Raw genomic sequence first — 12,322 nt, 5'->3', positions numbered from 1 at the left:
TGATGAAGATGATCGTGGCGCCGATGCTGCGGATCTTCTTCCGGCCGTGGATGGAAGGTGCGGAGAACATCCCGGACGAGGGTCCTGCGATCATCGCGAGCAACCACCTCTCGTTCTCGGACTCGTTCTTCCTGCCCGCGCTGATCAAGCGCCGGGTCACCTTCATCGCGAAGGCGGAGTACTTCAACACGCCTGGCATCAAGGGCAAGTTGACCGCAGCCTTCTTCAAGGGGGTCGGCCAGCTGCCGGTGGACCGCTCCGGCGTGCGCGGAGCCGGCGAGGCGGCGATCCGCAGCGCGGTAGCGGTGATCGACAGCGGCGAGCTGTTCGGGGTCTACCCCGAGGGCACCCGCTCGCCGGACGGCAAGCTGTACCGCGGCAAGGTCGGCGGTCTGGCCCGGGTCGCGCTGCAGACCGGCGCGCCGGTGATCCCGGTGGCCATGATCGACACCGAGAAGGTGCAGCCGCCCGGCCAGGTGGTCCCCAACTTCGGTATCCGGCCCGGCATCCGGATCGGCCGCCCGATGGACTTCTCCCGCTACCAGGGCATGGAGAACGACCGCTTCATCCTGCGCTCGGTCACCGACGAGGTGATGTACGAGATCATGCGGCTGTCCGGCCAGGAGTACGTGGACATCTACGCGACCGCCGCCAAGCGGCAGATCGCCGAGGAGAAGAAGCGGGCCGACGCCGAGCGCCGGGCCGAGCAGCGCGCCGAGCGGGCCGCGGAGCGGGCGGCCGAGAAGGCCGCCGCCGCCGAGGCGGAGAAGGCAGCGGAGCAGGAGCAGCCGCACGAGTAGTGCGGTCCGCACCGGGGGAGCGGGGAATGGCAGTACTGCGCAGTGGCCCGGACGGGGCGGTCGGCGCCGGCGGGATGTCGGTCGAGCTGCCGCTCTGGCGGGCCATCAGCGTCTTCCGGGTGCTGGCGCTGGCCTACTCGCTGGCCCGGTACGCCGGCTCGTTCCACCGCTTCCTGCACCCGGTGGCCGGCTGGATCTACCTGGGCGCACTGGTGCTCTGGACGCTGGCCACCATGCGGGCGTTCGGCGACCCGCGGCGGCTGAAGTGGCCGGTGCTGGCGGTGGACCTGGTGGTCGGGCTGACCGGCATCGCCCTGAGCGGGGCCTACGACTCCCCGGCCCGGGTCGCCGCCGGCTCGCTGACCCTGCCCGGCATCTGGGTCTGCGGCACCGTACTGGGCTGCGCCGGCAAGGGCGGCTGGAAGCCGGCCACGGCGGCCGTGCTGCTGCTGGCCGGGTCCAACGTGCTGTGGCACGGCGGGCTGGACGGCGACAACCTGCACGACGCGGTGCTGCTGCTGCTGGTCGGCGGCGCGATCGGGTACGTGATGGACGTGGCCCGGGCCGGCGAGGCCACGCTGACCGAGGCGCTGCGGGTGGAGGCGGCGACCCGGGAGCGCGAGCGCCTCTCCCGGGACATCCACGACGGGGTGCTCCAGGTGCTCGCGCTGGTCCAGCGTCAGGACGAGGGCGAACTGTCCCGGCTGGCGGGGGAGCAGGAGCGGGCGCTGCGGGTGCTGATGGCGGGTGCGGTGCTGCCGCGTCAGGCCCAGGGCGGCGCCCGGGACCTGCGCGAGCTGCTCGGGCCCTACCAGGCCGAGCGGGTCACCCTGGCCGGTCCGGCAAGCCCGGTGCTGCTGCCGGTCCCGGTGGCCGGCGAGGTGGCGGCGGCGGTGGGGGCGGCGCTGGACAACGTGGCGCGGCACGCCGGGCCGACCGCGCGGGCCTGGATCCTGCTGGAGGAGGAGCCGGACACGGTGACCGTCTCGGTGCGCGACGACGGGCCCGGCTACCCGCCGGGCCGGCTCGCCGAGGCGCGGGCGGCCGGGCGGCTCGGGGTGTCCCAGTCGATCGAGGGCCGGATGCGCGACCTGGGCGGCACCGCGGTGCTGCACAGCCTGCCGGGGGAGGGCGTCGAGGTGGAACTGCGAGTACCCAGGGAGCGGACGTGACCGGTGCCGTGCGGGTGATGGTGGTGGACGACCACCCGATGCTGCGCGAGGCGGTGGCCCGGGACCTGGCGGAGGCCGGGTTCGAGGTGGTGGCCACCGCCGGGGACGGCGAGCAGGCGGTGCGGCGGGCCCGGGCGGCCCGCCCCGCGGTGCTGCTGCTGGACCTCAACCTGCCGCTGCTGGCGGGGGCCGAGGTGTGCCGGCAGGTGGTGGCGGCCGACCCGGCGGTGCGGGTGCTGGTGCTCTCGGCCAGCGGGGAGCAGGCGGACGTGCTGGCGGCGGTGAAGTCGGGGGCCACCGGCTACCTGGTGAAGTCGGCCGGGCGGGACGAGCTGCTGGACGCGGTGCGGCGCACCGCGGCGGGCGAGCCGGTCTTCACCCCGGGGCTGGCCGGGCTGGTGCTGGGCGAGTACCGCCGCCTCGCGGTGGCGCCCCCCGCGCCCGCCCCGGCCGCCGCCGTCCCGCAGCTGACCGGCCGGGAGACCGAGGTGCTGCGGATGGTGGCCAAGGGCCTGTCCTACCGTCAGATCGCGGAGCGCCTGGTGCTCTCGCACCGCACGGTCCAGAACCACGTGCAGAACACCCTGGGCAAGCTCCAGCTGCACAACCGGGTGGAGCTGGCCCGGTATGCGATCGAGCAGGGGCTGGACGGGGACTGACGGTCGGTCGGTCCCCGTCCGGCCGGTGGGTCAGTGGACCGGGGCCGCGGTGCGCAGCAGGTCGGCGACGATGCCCACGCCGTCCAGGGTGAGCACCGACTCCGGGTGGAACTGCAGGGTGGCGAAGCCCGGGCCGCGCACGGCGTGCACGTCGCCGGTGAGCGGGTCGGCGGCCAGCTCGACGCCCTCGGCGGCCAGCCGGACGCGGTCCGCGTCGGTGCAGCGGGCGGTGAAGGTGTTGTAGAAGCCGACCGTGCGGGCGGTTCCGAACAGGTCGACGCTCTCCTGAGCCCCCTGGTACACCCGGGCCTTGCGGTGCAGGCCCAGGCCCAGTTCGCCGCAGAGCAGCTGGTGGCTGAGGCAGACCGCCAGCAGCGGCGCCTGGCGGGTGCCGGTGCGCGCGGCCGCCAGCGCCTCGGCCACGATCGGCCGCAGCAGCGCCATCTTCGGGTCCGCCGGGTCCGCCGGGTCACCCGGCCCGGGGCCCAGCACCAGCGGCCCGCGGTGCGCCGCCACCCGCTCGCGCAGCCCCGCCGCGTCGTAGCGCAGCACGCTCACCCGCTGTCCGAGCGAGCGCAGCAGGTGCGCCAGCATCGCGGTGAAGGTGTCCTCGCCGTCCACCACCAGGGTGGGCTCGCCCTGCGGTTCCGCCAGCGGCTGCTGCATCCGCAGCCAGAACGGCGCCAGGTCGGCCCGGCGGGCGTCCAGCGCGGCCTGCACCAGGTGGCTGTCGGCCAGCCGCGGCCCCTGGGCCGCCCCGGAGCGGGCCGGGGCCGGGCGGGCGCCGATCGCGGCCAGCACCCCGGCTGCCTTGGCATGGGTCTCGGCGACCTCGGAGTCCGGGTCGGAGTGCCGCACCAGGGTGGCCCCGACCCGGACCACCAGCGACCCGTCGGCGGGGTCGATGTCCGCGGTGCGGATGCAGATCGGCGAGTCCAGCAGCTGGCCGCCGCCGGCCGAGCGGCCGATCAGGGCCAGCGCGCCGGAGTAGTAGCCGCGCCCGGTCCGCTCGTAGCGGCGGATCACCCGGGTCGCGTTCTGCACCGGGCTGCCGGTGACGGTGGCCGCGAACATGGTCTCCCGCAGCACCTCGCGCACGTCCAGCGAGGTGCGCCCGCGCAGCTCGTACTCGGTGTGCGCGAGGTGGGACATCTCCTTGAGCCGCGGCCCGAGCACCTGGCCGCCGAGGTCGCCCACCGTGCACATCATCTTGAGTTCCTCGTCGACCACCATGGTGAGCTCCTCGAGCTCCTTGGGGTCGTGCAGGAAGTCGAGCAGGCCGGCCAGGGTCGGGCCGCCGGCCGGATACCGGTAGGTGCCGGAGATCGGGTTCATCACCACGGTCCCGCCCGACTGGCGGACGTGGACCTCGGGGGAGGCCCCCACCAGCACGCGCTCGCCGGTGTGCACCAGGTAGGTCCAGTAGGCACCGCGCTCCTGGTCCAGCAGTCGGCGCAGCAGGCTGAACGCCAGCGACGGGGAGTAGTGCGCGAGCCGGCCCCGGAAGTCGCGCCGGATCACGAAGTTGGCGCCCTCGCCGTTGCCGATCTCGTCCGCGATCACCCGGCGGACGATCCCGGCGTACTCCTCGTCGTCGATGTCGAAGGCGGCGCCCTCGGCCAGCGCCACCGGCAGCTGCGGCAGCGCGGCCAGCACCTCGGCCAGCGGCAGCGCGTACTGCTCGGTGACCCGCAGCGCCTGCAGCGGGGTGGCGTCGTCGTGCGCCTCGAAGCCGCGCTCGCGGATCTGCCGGTAGGGGACCAGGGCCAGCAGGTCGTGCCGGGGACGGGCGTCGGCGGGTGCGCCGGCGGGCAGCGGCAGCTCGGCGAGGGTGTCGTACTCGCCGACCTCGCCGACCAGCAGCTCGACCGTGTCGGGCGCCAGCCGCGGGGTTCGGCGGTGCAGCAGCGCGAAGGCGGGCGCGCCGGGGGCGGTGAGCCGCTGGATCAGGGCTGCGGCGGAGGTGGAACTCGTCACGTGCGGCTTCTTTCCGTTCGGAGGGAGGTCCGCGCTTCGGGGAGAGCCGTCCTGGTACGCCGACGGCCGCCCCGTGGGGCGGCCGGTCTGTCGTCAGTCACGCGCGATCAGTGGGCCACCACGGGGATGGGCCACCACCAGGAGAAGGGGTGCGGCGTGTTCACGGCTGTGACGCTAGCCCATCGCGGGGCCGCCGGGTGGCTGCGGCACCGGGAATGGACGGGGTCCCGGCGATTGTCCGCGGCGCGTCTCAGCACGCGGGCAAGGCGCACAAATCGGTTGTGGCACCCCGTAGCCTTGCCTGTGTGACCGTGAACTCTCTCCACACCTGGCAGACCCTGCCCGCGGCGCAGCAGCCCGAATGGCCGGACTCCGAGGCGCTGCGCACCGCTCTTGCGGACCTCGCTTCGTATCCGCCGCTCGTCTTCGCCGGCGAGTGCGACCAGCTGCGCGCCCGGCTTGCCGCCGTCGCGCGTGGTGAGGCGTTCCTGCTGCAGGGCGGCGACTGCGCCGAGGCCTTCGACGCCGTCTCGGCGGACCAGATCCGCAACAAGCTCAAGACCCTGCTGCAGATGGCGGCCGTGCTGACGTACGCCGCCTCGGTGCCGGTGGTCAAGGTGGGCCGGATCGCCGGCCAGTACTCCAAGCCCCGCTCCAAGTCGACCGAGACCCGCGACGGCGTGACGCTGCCGGTCTACCGCGGCGACTCGGTGAACGGCTTCGAGTTCACCCCCGAGGCCCGCCGCCCCGACCCGGAGCGGCTGAAGCGGATGTACCACGCCTCGGCCGCCACCTTGAACCTGGTCCGCGCCTTCACCACCGGCGGCTACGCCGACCTGCGCCAGGTGCACGCCTGGAACCAGGACTTCGTGCGCAACTCGCCGGCCGGCCAGCGCTACGAGCGGCTGGCCAAGGAGATCGACAACGCGCTCAGCTTCATGCAGGCCTGCGGCGTCGCGCCGGAGGAGTTCAAGACCGTCGAGTTCTACTCCTCGCACGAGGCGCTGGTGCTGGACTACGAGACGGCGCTGACCCGGGTGGACTCCCGCACCGGCGAGCTGTACGACGTGTCCGGCCACATGGTCTGGATCGGCGAGCGCACCCGCCAACTGGACGGCGCGCACATCGAGTTCGCCTCCAAGATCCGCAACCCGATCGGCATCAAGCTCGGCCCCACCACCACGGTGGACGAGGCGCTGACCCTGATCGAGCGGCTGGACCCGGACCGCGAGCCGGGCCGGCTCACCTTCATCACCCGGATGGGTGCGGGCAAGATCCGCGACCACCTGCCCACCCTGGTGGAGAAGGTCACCGCCTCCGGTGCGCAGCCGGTGTGGATCTGCGACCCGATGCACGGCAACACCTTCGAGGCCCAGACCGGGCACAAGACCCGCCGCTTCGACGACGTGCTGGACGAGGTGCGCGGCTTCTTCGAGGTGCACCGCTCGCTCGGCACCCACCCGGGCGGCATCCACGTCGAGCTGACCGGTGACGACGTCACCGAGTGCGTCGGCGGCGGCGACGAGGTGCTGGTCGACGACCTGCACCAGCGCTACGAGACGGCCTGCGACCCGCGGCTCAACCGCAGCCAGTCGCTGGACCTGGCCTTCCTGGTGGCGGAGATGTACCGCGGCCACTGAGGCGGACCGGCCCGAGTGTGACGAAGACCCTGCTCCGTACCGCGGAGCAGGGTCTTCTGCGTTTCCGGGCTTCCAGGTAAGGTAAGGCTTAGCTGAATGCTCGCCGGGCTTCCGAGCCCCCGCACCACCCGGGAGAGACCGCGATGTACGTGTGCATGTGCCATGCGGTCACCGAGGACCAGGTCAAGCAGGCGATCGACGCGGGTGCCGACTCCCCGCGCCGGATAGCCCAGGGCTGCAAGGCCGGGACCGACTGCGGGTCCTGCGTGCGGCGGATCCAGGCGCTGCTGGGGGAACACGGTGGCCGACCGTGCCCCACCGCGCGGCTGGCCGCCAAGCTGGGGCTGGCCGATCCGGAGCTCACCGCTGAGCGCAACGCGCCCGCGCCGCTGGTGCCGGGCCGCCGGGTGGCCTGACCGGGCCGTCCGGGCTCAGCTCTCCTCGGGCTGCTCGATCAGGGTGGACAGGTAGAGCGGCTCGCCCAGGCGCTCGACCAGCTCCAACTGGGTGTCCAGGTAGTCGATGTGGTTCTCCTCGTCGGCCAGGATCGACTCGAAGAGGTTGGCCGAGGTGATGTCGTTCTTGGCCCGCATCACCACGATGCCGCGGCGCAGCCGGTCGATCGCCTCGACCTCCACCTGCCGGTCGGCCTCGAACATCTCCTTGACCGTCTGCCCGATCCGGACGTGGAACAGCCGCTGGTAGTTGGGCAGTCCGTCGAGCAGCAGGATCCGGTCGGTGAGCGCCTCGGCGTGCTTCATCTCGTCGAAGGACTCGTGCCGGGTGTACTTGGCGAGCTTGGTCCAGCCGAAGTTCTCCTGCATCTTCGCGTGCAGGAAGTACTGGTTGATCGCGGTCAGTTCGGCGGTGAGCTGCTCGTTGAGGAACTCGATGACCTCGGGGTCGCCCTTCATGGCGGATGCCTTCCTTGGCTGGCTGGACGCTCTGGTTGGACGCATCCTGGCACCGCAACGGGTGATATTTCCAGTAAGTTCACACTCACTCGTTTATGTGTCGGTTTGACCGATTTACTGGCGACTGGGGCATTCGGGGGGCGCGCAGGCCTCCCGTGGGGCGTGCACCGAGCGCTGCCCGCCGTCTGTCACCATGGAGCCATGGGTCAGTCCGCGGAAGCAGCAGCAGGTCAGTCGGACCCCAGGCTCCCTCCGGGCCAGCGGCTGCAGCGCGGCTGGCCGGTGCTGCACTACGGGCCGGTGCCCCGGTTCAAACCACTCAGCTGGGACCTCCAGGTGTTCGGTGCCACCGCCTCGGGCGACAAGCACAGCTGGGACCACGAGGGCTTCCACCGGCTGCCGCGCACCACGGTGCGGGTCGACCTGCACTGCGTGACCCGGTTCTCCATGCTGGACGCCGAGTGGAGCGGGATCGCCGCGGCCACCCTGCTCGACCTGGTGCCGCCCGACCCCGGGACCACCCACGTGATGGTCTGGGCCGAGTACGGCTACAGCGCCAACCTCCCGCTGGCCGTCTTCGCGGACCCGAGCACCGTCTTCGCCACCCACCACGACGGCGAGCCGCTCACCCTGGAGCACGGCTTCCCGGTCCGCCTGGTGGTCCCCGGGCGGTACGCCTGGAAGGGCCCCAAGTGGGTGCGCGCGGTGGAGTACATGACCGCCGACCGGCGCGGCTTCTGGGAGGAGCGCGGCTACCACAACCGCGCCGACCCGTGGCAGGAGCAGCGCTACTCCTACCAGGAGGAGCCCGGCGACGGGCCGCTCAGCTAGGCGCCCAGGGCCTCAGAACCTGATGGTGACCGTGCTGCCCTTCGGCGCCGTCGACCCGGCCTGCGGGCTCTGGCCGGAGACCGAGCTGAGGCCGAAGAAGTTCAGCCCGGTGCTCTTCACCTTGAACCCGGCCGCGGTCAGCGCCTTGGTGGCGTCCGTCTCGTTCATCCCGGTCACGCTCGGCACCTGGACGGGCTGCGGGCCCTTGGAGACGGTCAGCGTCACGGTGCTGCCGGGCGCGGCGGTGCCGCTCACGTCCTGGGAGGCGACCGCACCGGCCGGCGCGCTGTCCGAGTAGGCCTGGTCGGTGGCCAGCGCCACCTTGAAGCCCGCACCGGTCAGCAGCGACTGCGCCTGGTCGATCGGCTTGCCGGTGACGTCCGGCACCGGCACCGGGGCCGCGCCCTTGGAGACCACCAGCGCCACCGGCGCGTTCGGCGCCAGCGCCTGGCCGGCGGCGGGCGAGCTGGAGATCACCGAGCCCTGCGGCACGCTCGCGCTGAAGTCCTCGGTGGTGGTGCCCGGGGTCAGCCGGGCCGCACCCAGCGCCGCGCGGGCCTGGTCGAGCGGCTTGCCGGCCAGGTCCGGCACCGCGATCCGCTCCGGGCCCTTGGAGACGGTGACCTTCACCCCGTCGCTCTTCTGCACCTTCTGACCCACCGCCGGATCGGTGGCGACCACCTGCCCGGCCGGCACCGTCTCGCTGAACGCCTGCACGAAGTGGCCGGTCAGCCCGACCCCGTCCAGCGTCGTCTGGGCCTGCTGCCTGGTCTGCCCGAGCACGCCGGGCACGGTGGTGTAGACGGCCCCCGAGAGCAGGTAGCTGGTGGTGGCCACCACGGCGGCGAGCACCGCCAGCACCACGCCCCAGACCAGGCCGCGCCGGGACCGCGGGGACCGCTTGGCCCGGGGCGGGCGCGCCGGCGCGGGCGGCTCCACCTCGTGGTACGGGCGCACCGGCGGCAGCAGCGGCTGCTGCAGCACGCTGGTCCGCTCCGGCGGGACGGACAGCACCGAGGTCGGCTCGCTGCTGCCGAACCGCGGGGTCGGGCGGGTGGCGGCCGGCGGCTCCACGTCCAGTTGGGCCGGGGTCAGCTGACGGCGCACCCGCTGCAGGGTGGCCAGCAGTTCGACCGCGTCCCACGGGCGGGCCAGCGGCGCCCGGGCGGTCGCGGCGCGCACTATCGCGTCCAGCTCCGGCGGCAGGCCGGGCACGGTGAGCGAGGGGGCGGGCACGTCCTCGTTGAGGTGACGGTAGATCACCTGCAGCGGGTTCTCGCCCACGTAGGGCTTGCTGCCGGTCAGCAGCTCGTACAGCATGATGCCGGCCGCGTAGACGTCCACCCGCTGGTCGGTGCCGTCCTGCGGCTGGATCTGCTCCGGCGCCAGGTAGGAGACGGTGCCCATGATCTGACCGGGCGTGGTGGTGTCGGTCACCGAGGCGCCGGTGAGCTGGCGGACCAGGCCGAAGTCGGCCACCTTGACCAGGCCGCCGTCGGTGATCAGCACGTTCTCCGGCTTGACGTCCCGGTGCACCAGGCCGGCCCGGTGCGCGGCACCGAGCGCGGCCAGCACCGGCTCCAGCACGTCCAGGGCGGCCCGCACCGAGAGCGCGCCGCGGTCGTCGAGCAGGTCGCGCAGGGTGCGCCCGGGCACGTACTCCATGGCGAGGAAGACCACGCCGCCGTCCGCGCCCTGGTCGAACACGTTGACCACGTTGGGGTGCGAGAGCCGGGCCACCGCCTTGGCCTCGCGGATGAAGCGCTCGGTGAACCCGTCGTCGCCGGCCAGCGCCTGGTGCATCACCTTGAGCGCCAGCGCCCGGTCCAGCCGGGTGTCGGTGCCGCGGTACACGGTGGCCATGCCGCCGACCGCGATCCGCTCCTCGACCCGGTACCGGCCGTCGAGCAGCGCTCCGATCAGGGGGTCGTTCAACGTCGTGTCCACCGTAGGAGTGTAGGGGCGGCCAGGGCACGGTTGGGTGACACGTACGTCCTGGTTCGGTACCCCGTCCCGGTCCGCCGCGCCGCCCGTCCCACGGGGCGTCAGAAGGCGGGCCGCTCGCGGTGGTCCAGGTCGGCCCGGCCGGCCATCGCCGAGGAGGCCTCGGCGTGGAAGCGGCGCGGGATCCGGCCGGCCCGGTAGGCCAGCCGCCCCGCCTCGCAGGCCCGGCGCATCGCGTCCGCCATCAGCACCGGCTCCTGGGCCCGGGTGACGGCCGAGGCCAGCATCACCGCCGAGCAGCCGAGCTCCATCGCCAGCGCCACGTCGGAGGCGGTGCCCGCGCCGGCGTCCAGGACCACCGGCACGCCGGCGCTCTCCACAATCAGCTGGAAGTTGTGCGGGTTGCGGATCCCCAGGCCGGAGCCGATCGGCGAGCCCAGCGGCATGATCGCCGCGCAGCCGACGTCCTCCAGCTTGCGGGCCAGCACCGGGTCGTCGTTGGTGTAAGGCAGCACCGTGAAGCCGTCGTCGACCAGGGTCTCGGCGGCGTCCAGCAGCTCGATCGGGTCCGGCAGCAGGGTCCGCTCGTCGGCGATCACCTCCAGCTTGACCCAGTCGGTGCCCAGCGCCTCGCGGGCCAGCCGCGCGGTCAGCACCGCCTCGCCGGCGGTGAAGCAGCCCGCCGTGTTGGGCAGCACCCGGATCCCGTTGCGGACCAGCACGTCCAGCACCGAGCCCTGGGTGCCCGGGTCGACCCGGCGCATCGCCACCGTGGTCAGCTCGGTCCCGGAGACCCGCAGCGCCTGCTCCAGCACCTCCAGGCTGGGGGCGCCGCCGGTGCCCATGATCAGGCGGGAGGTGAAGCTGGTGCCGCCGATGGTCAGCAGGTCGTCGGCCACGGGTCAGCCCCCCTGGACCGCGGTGAGGATCTCCACCCGGTCGCCGGCCGCGAGCGGGGTGGTCGGCCAGGCGCCGCGCGGCACCACGGCCTCGTTGACCGCGGCGGCCACCCCGGCGCGGGCGCCGGTCAGCTCGGCGACCAGCTCGGCCAGGGTGGCGGGCCCGGCGAGCTCGCGCGGCTCGCCGTTGACGGTCAGGGGGATCTGGTTCATGCGGGGCTCCGGACGAAGCGGCTGGGGGAGAAGGGGGCGGCGAGGGCGGGGACGGCGCCGGTGGCCAGGTAGTCGGCGAGCAGGTCGGCGGTGACCGGGGTGAGCAGCACGCCGTTGCGGTAGTGGCCGGTGGCGGCGACCAGGCCGGGCAGCGCGGTCGGGCCGAGCAGCGGGGCGTTGTCCGGCGAGCCCGGGCGCAGGCCGGCACCGGTCTCCACCAGCGGCAGCTCGGTGATCCCGGGGACCAGCTCGTGCGCGTCGCGCAGCAGCTCGTAGACGCCGCCGGCGGTCACCGTGGTGTCGTAGCCCTGCTCCTCGCTGGTCGCGCCGATCACCAGCTCGCCGTCCGCGCGCGGCACCAGGTAGAGGTGGCTGCCGCGGACCACCGCGCGGACGTTGCGGCTCAGGAACGGGCGGTAGGCCGGCGGGATCCGCAGCCGCAGGATCTGGCCCTTGACCGGGCGCACCGGCGGCAGCACCCCGTCCGGCAGACCGGGCAGCAGGTGGCTGTGGCAGCCGGCCGCGAGCACGGTCCGACCGGCCGTCAGCAGCTCGCCGGTGCTCAGCCGCACGCCGGTGGCGCGGTCGTGCTCGACCAGCAGCTCGGCGGCGGTGCCCCGGTGCACGGTGACGCCCGCGTGCGCGCAGGCGCGCAGCAGGGCGGCCAGCAGCCGGCGGCCGTCCACCTGGTGGTCGTCGGCCACGTGCAGGCCGCCGCGGATGCCCGGGGCCAGCATCGGTTCGAGCCTGCGGGCCTCGCGGCCGGTGAGCCAGGTCGAGTCCAGGCCCAGGCGCCGGTGGAAGGCGTGCAGCTCGCTCAGCTCGGCCTTGTCGTCGGCGTCCAGGGCGACGGCCAGCGTGCCGGTGGCGCGGTAGCCGGTCGGCAGACCGCTCGCGGCCTCCAGCTCGGCCGCGAAGCCGGCGTAGCGGGCGTTGGAGGCCAGGCCCAGCCGGAGCAGCGGCTCCTCGCCGTACTGCAGCTCGGTGACGGGGGCGAGCATGCCGGCCGCCACCTGGCCGGCGCCGTGGCCCGGGTCCGGGTCGACCACGGCCACCCGCAGGCCGCGACCGGCGCTGCGCCAGGCGACGGCGAGGCCGATCAGGCCGCCGCCCACCACCAGGACGTCCGCATCGGAGCGTGACAAGAGAACGGTTCTCCCTTCGCCGGAATGACCCGGATCAGGTTCGGACGGTCGCAGGCCGTCGCAGCCTGCCTCTCAGCCCGGTGCGCCGGGCTCCCGTGAGGATGACCCCACCCTAACTCCGGTCCCGG

12 protein-coding genes and 1 riboswitch are annotated in these 12,322 nt (G+C 73.6%); of the genes, 6 read left to right on the top strand and 6 right to left on the bottom strand.

Going from position 1 to position 12,322, the window contains the following annotated elements; genetic code table 11:
* The first annotated feature begins 2 nt into the window (after positions 1–2).
* From C7C46_RS03365 to C7C46_RS03355, 3 genes are read left to right on the top strand one after another with little or no spacing between them, the layout of a single operon-like run.
* Positions 3–800 carry a lysophospholipid acyltransferase family protein gene (locus tag C7C46_RS03365; RefSeq protein WP_110665538.1) on the top strand — a complete coding sequence of 266 codons (798 nt, stop codon included), beginning with the start codon at positions 3–5 and terminating at the stop codon, positions 798–800.
* A 26-nt stretch (positions 801–826) separates the two neighbouring features.
* Positions 827–1,972 (top strand): MacS family sensor histidine kinase, encoded by a 1,146-nt coding sequence (gene macS / locus C7C46_RS03360; RefSeq protein WP_245984081.1) that lies wholly within the window; start codon positions 827–829, stop codon positions 1,970–1,972.
* Positions 1,973–1,989: 17 nt separating this feature from the next.
* Entirely contained in the window at positions 1,990–2,631 is a 642-nt protein-coding gene (locus C7C46_RS03355) for a response regulator (RefSeq protein WP_110665533.1), read from the top strand.
* A gap of 30 nt (positions 2,632–2,661) precedes the next feature.
* Here the strand turns inward: C7C46_RS03355 and C7C46_RS03350 are convergent, their stop codons facing one another.
* The gene (locus C7C46_RS03350; protein WP_110665470.1) at positions 2,662–4,608 is read right to left on the bottom strand and encodes a chorismate-binding protein; all 1,947 of its coding nucleotides are present in this window, start codon (positions 4,606–4,608) and stop codon (positions 2,662–2,664) included.
* A 305-nt stretch (positions 4,609–4,913) separates the two neighbouring features.
* Between C7C46_RS03350 and C7C46_RS03345 the strand changes: the two genes are divergently transcribed.
* Both C7C46_RS03345 and C7C46_RS03340 read left to right on the top strand, forming a co-directional pair.
* On the top strand, positions 4,914–6,248 hold the full coding sequence (locus C7C46_RS03345; protein WP_110665468.1) for a class II 3-deoxy-7-phosphoheptulonate synthase: 1,335 nt from the start codon (positions 4,914–4,916) through the stop codon (positions 6,246–6,248).
* Positions 6,249–6,391: 143 nt separating this feature from the next.
* Positions 6,392–6,664, top strand: coding sequence for a (2Fe-2S)-binding protein (locus C7C46_RS03340; protein WP_110665466.1), 273 nt, complete (start codon positions 6,392–6,394; stop codon positions 6,662–6,664).
* A gap of 15 nt (positions 6,665–6,679) precedes the next feature.
* Here C7C46_RS03340 and bfr read toward each other — a convergent pair whose 3' ends face one another.
* Positions 6,680–7,162 carry a bacterioferritin gene (gene bfr / locus C7C46_RS03335; protein ID WP_110665464.1) on the bottom strand — a complete coding sequence of 161 codons (483 nt, stop codon included), beginning with the start codon at positions 7,160–7,162 and terminating at the stop codon, positions 6,680–6,682.
* A gap of 201 nt (positions 7,163–7,363) precedes the next feature.
* On the opposite strand from bfr, the gene C7C46_RS03330 reads away from it, so the two are divergent.
* Positions 7,364–7,993, top strand: a complete 630-nt coding sequence (locus C7C46_RS03330; RefSeq protein WP_110665461.1) for a sulfite oxidase-like oxidoreductase — start codon at positions 7,364–7,366, stop codon at positions 7,991–7,993.
* 12 nt (positions 7,994–8,005) lie between these two features.
* On the opposite strand, the gene pknB is transcribed toward C7C46_RS03330, so the two are convergent.
* The 4 genes from pknB to thiO form a co-directional block, all read right to left on the bottom strand.
* Positions 8,006–9,940, bottom strand: coding sequence for a Stk1 family PASTA domain-containing Ser/Thr kinase (gene pknB, locus C7C46_RS03325; RefSeq protein WP_110665459.1), 1,935 nt, complete (start codon positions 9,938–9,940; stop codon positions 8,006–8,008).
* Positions 9,941–10,038: 98 nt separating this feature from the next.
* Positions 10,039–10,836, bottom strand: coding sequence for a thiazole synthase (locus tag C7C46_RS03320; RefSeq protein WP_110665457.1), 798 nt, complete (start codon positions 10,834–10,836; stop codon positions 10,039–10,041).
* Between the two features lie 3 nt (positions 10,837–10,839).
* On the bottom strand, positions 10,840–11,049 hold the full coding sequence (thiS, locus tag C7C46_RS03315; protein ID WP_110665455.1) for a sulfur carrier protein ThiS: 210 nt from the start codon (positions 11,047–11,049) through the stop codon (positions 10,840–10,842).
* The gene (thiO, locus tag C7C46_RS03310; RefSeq protein ID WP_110665453.1) at positions 11,046–12,194 is read right to left on the bottom strand and encodes a glycine oxidase ThiO; all 1,149 of its coding nucleotides are present in this window, start codon (positions 12,192–12,194) and stop codon (positions 11,046–11,048) included. The genes thiS and thiO overlap by 4 nt, the downstream gene beginning before the upstream one ends.
* Positions 12,189–12,301, bottom strand: a riboswitch (TPP riboswitch). Its footprint overlaps the gene before it by 6 nt.
* Positions 12,302–12,322 lie beyond the last annotated feature (21 nt).

Source organism: Streptomyces tateyamensis (assembly GCF_003205575.1).
Lineage (GTDB): Bacteria > Actinomycetota > Actinomycetes > Streptomycetales > Streptomycetaceae > Kitasatospora > Kitasatospora tateyamensis.
This window is presented reverse-complemented; position numbering and strand designations above follow the sequence as displayed.